This window comes from Paenibacillus phoenicis (assembly GCF_034718895.1).
Classification (GTDB): domain Bacteria; phylum Bacillota; class Bacilli; order Paenibacillales; family Paenibacillaceae; genus Fontibacillus; species Fontibacillus phoenicis.
The window spans coordinates 3,904,001-3,910,000 of record NZ_JAYERP010000001.1 but is presented as its reverse complement, the minus strand read 5'-3'; the positions used below and the strand labels follow the sequence as shown (position 1 = coordinate 3,910,000).

The window sequence follows — 6,000 nt, the reverse complement described above, 5'->3', positions numbered from 1 at the left end:
TCATAAAGTTCGCGCTTATATTCCATCGCATCTTTCCTGTGAGCCAGGTTCGAGCGCCCTACCCCCCAGCGCTTCAAGATCTTCAAGTTGGATCGCCTCCCCATCCGTTTTTTTATTTCATGTGTATCGGGGAAAGGACAAACTTAGAACCTCAGCATCGTCGGAAAAACAAAAAGAACCTTAAGCCCCAACGAAAGACAGGGCCTAAAGTTCTTTAGTTTCAAGCGATAGAAAAAAGACTAATTAATTTCTCGGCGTCCTTCCAACGCCTTGGATAATGTCACTTCATCCGCATACTCCAAGTCGCCGCCGACCGGCAACCCGTGGGCAATCCGGGTGACGCGGATATCAAAGGGCTTCACGAGACGGGAGATATACATCGCCGTCGCCTCCCCCTCAATGTTTGGGTTGGTTGCCAAGATAAGCTCCTTCACTCGTTCATCACTTAAGCGATTCAGCAGCTCCTTCAGCCGGATATCATCCGGACCGAGGCCTTCCATCGGCGAGATTGCCCCTTGCAGCACATGATAGTAGCCATCAAACTCCTTCGTCCGCTCCATTGCGACCAGGTCCTTGGATTCCTGCACAACGCAAATAACAGAAGCGTCCCGGGTCTTATCCTGACAAATCCGGCAAGGATCCGTATCCGTGATGTTACAGCAGATGGAGCAGTAATGAAGGTTACGCTTCACGCTTACCAGCGCTTTGGCGAAATCAATGACGTCGTCTTCCTTCATGTTCAGCACGTGAAAAGCCAATCTGGCTGCCGTCTTCGGCCCAATACCGGGCAAATGAGTAAAAGCATCGATCAGCTTCGCGATCGGTTCGGGATAATACAATGGGGCCTTCTCCTTCAGTTCGTAGAATTAGAACAGGCCAGGAATTTTGATTCCGCCTGTAAATTTGCCCATGTCTTGGTTTGCCAATTCTTCGGCCTTCGTCAAAGCATCGTTCACTGCAGTCAGCACCAAGTCTTGCAGCATTTCCACATCGTCCGGATCTACCGCTTCCGGTTTGATCGTCAGGTTCAGCACTTTTTTGTGACCGTTGACTTGTACGGTAACGACCCCGCCGCCTGCACTGCCTTCCACGGTTTTGTTTGCAAGCTCTTCCTGTGCTTTGAGCATTTGCTCCTGCATTTTTTTCACTTGCTTCATCATTTGGTTCATATTGTTCATCTGCTTCACATCTCCTTAAATTGGTCTACATGCACATCATGCGATAAGTGGAAAAATATAACCACGATCTGGCGCCTAGTCCAAGCCATTCGTTGGGTTATTCCTTGATGACGACCAGATCATCCCCAAACATATTTAACGCTTCATCCACCCAGGGTTCCTTCCCGGATCCAGGCGCACCTTCCTCCGGCGGATGCTCCAGCTCAAACGGTTCACCGCCGGACCGTTCGCCCGCCCCTTGCAGCGCATCGTTCCAATCCTTCAGCATCATGGTGACCAAATGGTACGGTCTGCCCAGTTGACGCTCCAGAACCGTTTCAATGACTTGCTTATTGGCCGGCTTCTCGGTGGTCTCGCGGTGAATATCGTTCTTAAACGCGACCAGCACGTTATCCTCCAGGATTGAAACGGGCTCTCCGTTCACGAACCACGCATGGACCGTAATTTTGGCATCCTTGACGGCCTGGAGCACTTGATTCCATTTTTGCTGGATTTCCATAAACTCCGGACTATTGCGGTTGGCCAGATACTGATCCATCCCTGCGGGGATTTTGGCTTTCGAGGCGACGCGTGGCGCAGGGCTTCGCGATGGACGATGACCTCCGCCCCCCGCGCCCGAGGCAGAACCACCAGCGGCAAGCCCGCCCTGCAGCGCCCGCTCTAGCTTCGCCTCCAAGTCTGCAAGCTGGCGGCGCAGCTGTTGGACCTCAGAAGCATCGGCGGATGCTCCGGCCCCCGTTCCGGCACTATGGCCCCCTGTCGGACGCTCTTCCGCGCCATCTTTTCCAAACGTACAGATCTTCAGCAAAGCGACCTCAAACAAGGTTTGGGGTTGAACGGCATATTTCATTTCAGTCTGGTAGTGGTTAAGCGTATCGATGATTCGGAACAGCTGCGATTGGGTGAAGCCCTCGGCAATCTCCGCAAAATCCTGCGGATCCAGCACACGTTCCGTCAACTTGTCCGCTTGCGGCACCATTTTGACCATCAGCAAGTCACGGAAATAGTAAAGCAGGTTCTCCATGCACTTGTCTGCGCTTTTGCCTTCCTGCATAAAGCCGTCGATCATCTGCAGCATCCCGCCAATATCGCCGTCAAGCAGCGTCTTGGCCAGCTCCGCAAACTGCCGGGAGGCGATGCCGCCGGTCATGTCCAGCACCTGCTGATAAGAGACCTTGCGCCCCGAGAAGGAGGCGATTTGATCCAAAATGCTTAACGCATCCCGCATCCCGCCGTCGGACAATCTGGCGATATACTCGATCGCTTCCTTCTCCGCTTCGATGCCTTCTTGCTCACAGATCATCTGCAGCCGTTCGCTTTGCTCTTCCAACGATACCCGGCGGAAGTCAAAACGCTGACAACGCGATATCACCGTAGCCGGCAAACGATGCGGTTCAGTGGTTGCCAGAATAAACATGACGTGTGGAGGCGGCTCCTCCAAAGTCTTCAGCAACGCATTAAACGCTTCCGTCGTTAACATATGGACTTCATCGATAATATAAACTTTCTGCCGCACTTCCGTAGGGGCATATTTCACTTTCTCTCGCAAATCGCGGATTTCTTCAACCCCCCGGTTGGAAGCGGCGTCAATCTCAAGTACATCCATGACAGCACCGGCCGTGATTCTCCGGCATGCATCACACTCGTTGCAGGGTTCTGCTGCGGGTCCTTTTTCACAGTTGACCGCCTTAGCCAAAATTTTGGCCGCACTGGTCTTCCCAGTTCCACGCGGACCGCTGAACAAATAAGCGTGCGACAGCCGCTGTTCACGGATCGCATTCTGCAATGTGCGAATGATATGCTGCTGCCCCACCATGTCTTGAAACGACTGCGGCCGCCAAGCCCGGTACAGCGCAATATGCTCCATTCTGCGGCACCTCTTTCTTTCCTTAAACGACGGTTGTCGTCCCCTTATTATACTATAGCCTTTTGGTCTATGTACAAAAAAAACACCCCTGTCCGCAGACAAAGATGTATTCTGATCCAATATGTACCGTGCACCTGTTATCGATCATTGCGATCCGAGCGGCACCTTTACGGCAAGACTCGGGACAGGCTGCCCTCCGGCACAGGAGTAGGACTGCTTATGGCTGCTTCCTTCCGGACCTGACCAGGTTCACAGGTACTCCTTGCGGAGGACCCGTCCGTCAACGTCTGCCGTAAAGACCGGCCTCACATCGGCAAGACCTCTAACAGGACTTCAACCTCGCTATAGCGGATTGCGAGTTACAGGGCACCGCTACCTCCCCATCTAGCACGGTGAAACTAAGTATAGCTCATGCCTGTCTAAAATGCAACCGGAGGGAAGAAGTTGGCGGATTTGCCTTGCTTATGCCTCGACTATCACTGAGTTGTGCGCGCTCTCTCATGCAACTCTAGTTATATTTTGCTATATTAATAGAATAAGGAAATGGGAAAATTGAAGTGAGTGAGAGAGGGGAAACAAATGAAAATAATTGGGAAGCTCTTGCTGAGCATCGCCCTGCTAGCCGGAGGCCTGGCCGGGATGCAGTCGCCCCGGGTTGAAGCGGCGTCACCGGTACGGATCCTGCTGGACGGATACCCGCTGAATTTTGCAGGTGAACCCATGATTGTAAACGGCACGACACTGGTTCCGTTCCGCTCCATATCCGAAGCGCTCGGCATCAACGTCACTTGGAACCAAGCTTCCAAAACGATCACCGCGATCAAAGGCACAGGTGCTGAAGCCATTCATGTGCAGTTAACGCTGAACAGCAAAACGGCGAAAGTGAACAACACCTCCGTTCCATTGGCGGTTGCGCCCCGGTCCGTTGGAGGCAATACGCTGATTCCGCTCAGCTTCTTCAGTCAGCAGTTCGGAGCCCAGGTCGGGTGGGACCAAGCTTCGCGGACCGTATCCATCGCCTCCCCGCAGGAACGGATGTACACGCTGGGGTTCTACGCCATCTCCTCCTTCTCGGAAGTCGGGGTGATTCCGAGTCTGGACGCTGTCGCTTTCGGCTGGAGCCGGATCAACGAGAAAGGGGAGTTTACGCAAACGGGCGACGTGTTTAGGCTCCCGCAACCCGCAGGGAACGTGACTGCGGACAGCCTTGTGAGTGACGCTGCCTCCGCACGAACCTTGCCGTATCTGATGGTCTTCGCCAGCGATGGGAAAGGCGAACTGACCCGGATCTTGGAGGATCCAGCCCTGCAGCAGCAGGCGATTACCGATATGGTGAACGCTGCGACAGCGAAGGCGTTTCAAGGAATTATGCTTGATTTCGAAGGACTGGGCTTAACAACAGAAAAGACGGCGACACGCCAGGCTTTCAACAGCTTCGTGAAGGAATTGTCTAAGCAAACCCGAACAGCTGGGTTGAAGCTGTCCCTGGCTCTGCACCCGTTGAACTCGTCCTATAAAGGCTATGATTATAAGACACTGGGGGCTCTGGCAGACGAGATTGTCATCATGGCTTACGATTACTTCCCAGGAAACAATAGCGGCCGGCCGCAGCCCGCAGACAAAGTAGACGAAGCGATCCGCCTTGCTCTTAACGAGACAAGTGCCAGCAAGCTCCTCCTGGGGCTAAATATGGACAGCGAGGATCAAACCAGCGTCAAAACGCTAACCGGGCTGGCCAAGCGCTATGATTTGAAGGGCATCGCTTTATGGCGGCTGGGCCTCATCAAGAGTGAAGAATGGAATAGTCTGAAGGAAACTGTGGAGTTTAAGAAGTAGATATCATCCCAGGCAGGTTGGAGATTTGAGGGCGGACCGCGGTCGGCTATCGTCTTCGACCTGTTTTTTAGTTTGTACACTGCCTCCCGTCCCCGATCGCGACAGCCAACCGGCTGATTTGTACACCGCCTCCCGTCCCCCGACCCCTGATCGCAACAGCGACCCTCTGAAATGCAAAAGTGCAGTTCATTTCGCCAATTTAGTATCATTTTGCCGTTTTAACTGCAAAAGTGTAGTCCATTTCCGCCTATTGTGGCTGAATTCCGCCTTTTCCGCCCTTTCGAACTGCGCTTTTACATTCCACCAAGCAAATCACTCCATGTTCGCTCAAATCAACTGCACTTTTACACTTAGCGACGGGGTATCGAGGGGTGGCAGCATAAGCTTAATTTTGTGTTAGCCGTTAGGCGACCAAGCCCATATTATCCACTCACCAATCAAACGCATCCCAATCCCGTCGTATCACCTCATACATCCGAACCCGGCCCGACTCACCGCTGGAACGCGCCTGTAGCCAGCCCATCTGGCACAATGCTGTAAATACCGCACCGCGGTCCGATGATTTACGCCAAGCTGCCTCTCTACATCCTTCGGGCGAATGGGTCTGCCTAACTGAACTGCTTGCAGCAACGCTGATTTCAAAGCCAGCCTGGGAAGCTTGTCCGTCTGCCGGGACGACTCAAATCTGCTTAATAGCATGCGAAGTAGCATGATGCAAACTTCCGGCTGCCGTTCCACATCGTCATAGGACAGGGAAACAACCCGATACCCCAACGCTTGCAGAAAAACCTCCCGGTTCAACTCCCGGCTATACATCGTACGATCCATATCGCGAACATGCGGTCCAAAGCCTTTCACCTCAATAATGAGCTTCACGGCCCCCGTTAGCCAAGCAAAATCTGCAAAATACGGCCGCCCCCGCCAATCGACGATTTCGTATTCCGGATGCAGGTTGTCCAAATTCCCCCGCAAAGGCCACCATACATTGCGCAAAAACAGCTGCTCTCCATGCCCATGTCCCCGTTCCAATCGGTCTTTCCGTTCACCCGAACGGCGTTTACGATGCGTGTCCAACCACAACCGATGCGCCTGATCGAAGTCCATATGTTCTGTACACCT

Annotated in this window: 6 protein-coding genes and 1 other RNA gene (1 of these 7 running past the window's edge); 1 reads left to right on the top strand and 6 read right to left on the bottom strand. The window is 53.2% G+C overall.

Annotated features, from left to right (window positions below; translation table 11 throughout):
* The 5 genes from U9M73_RS18545 to ffs form a co-directional block, all read right to left on the bottom strand.
* On the bottom strand, positions 1–86 hold the 5' portion of the coding sequence (locus U9M73_RS18545) for a DUF2508 domain-containing protein (protein WP_323078485.1). 193 nt of this gene lie to the left of the window's left edge; the window shows 86 of its 279 coding nt (coding positions 1–86); the start codon lies at positions 84–86; its stop codon lies off the left edge, out of view.
* Between the two features lie 153 nt (positions 87–239).
* Positions 240–839 (bottom strand): recombination mediator RecR, encoded by a 600-nt coding sequence (recR, locus tag U9M73_RS18540; protein ID WP_016314604.1) that lies wholly within the window; start codon positions 837–839, stop codon positions 240–242.
* 27 nt (positions 840–866) lie between these two features.
* Positions 867–1,178, bottom strand: coding sequence for a YbaB/EbfC family nucleoid-associated protein (locus U9M73_RS18535; protein WP_009226830.1), 312 nt, complete (start codon positions 1,176–1,178; stop codon positions 867–869).
* Between the two features lie 97 nt (positions 1,179–1,275).
* Positions 1,276–3,045 carry a DNA polymerase III subunit gamma/tau gene (dnaX, locus tag U9M73_RS18530; RefSeq protein WP_323078482.1) on the bottom strand — a complete coding sequence of 590 codons (1,770 nt, stop codon included), beginning with the start codon at positions 3,043–3,045 and terminating at the stop codon, positions 1,276–1,278.
* A 126-nt stretch (positions 3,046–3,171) separates the two neighbouring features.
* Positions 3,172–3,438, bottom strand: an RNA gene (ffs, locus tag U9M73_RS18525) — signal recognition particle sRNA large type.
* A gap of 186 nt (positions 3,439–3,624) precedes the next feature.
* Here ffs and U9M73_RS18520 point away from each other — a divergent pair.
* Positions 3,625–4,881, top strand: coding sequence for a stalk domain-containing protein (locus U9M73_RS18520; protein ID WP_323078480.1), 1,257 nt, complete (start codon positions 3,625–3,627; stop codon positions 4,879–4,881).
* A gap of 462 nt (positions 4,882–5,343) precedes the next feature.
* On the opposite strand, the gene U9M73_RS18515 is transcribed toward U9M73_RS18520, so the two are convergent.
* Positions 5,344–5,985, bottom strand: a complete 642-nt coding sequence (locus tag U9M73_RS18515; RefSeq protein WP_323078479.1) for a hypothetical protein — start codon at positions 5,983–5,985, stop codon at positions 5,344–5,346.
* Positions 5,986–6,000: the final 15 nt, after the last annotated feature.

Excerpts from the sequence above, each read along its gene's own strand:
- U9M73_RS18520 (WP_323078480.1), top strand. The coding sequence starts at position 3,625 with ATGAAAATAATTGGGAAGCTCTTGCTGAGCATCGCCCTGCTAGCCGGA.
- U9M73_RS18535 (WP_009226830.1), bottom strand. The coding sequence starts at position 1,178 with ATGAACAATATGAACCAAATGATGAAGCAAGTGAAAAAAATGCAGGAG.
- U9M73_RS18515 (WP_323078479.1), bottom strand. The coding sequence starts at position 5,985 with ATGGACTTCGATCAGGCGCATCGGTTGTGGTTGGACACGCATCGTAAA.
- dnaX (WP_323078482.1), bottom strand. The coding sequence starts at position 3,045 with ATGGAGCATATTGCGCTGTACCGGGCTTGGCGGCCGCAGTCGTTTCAA.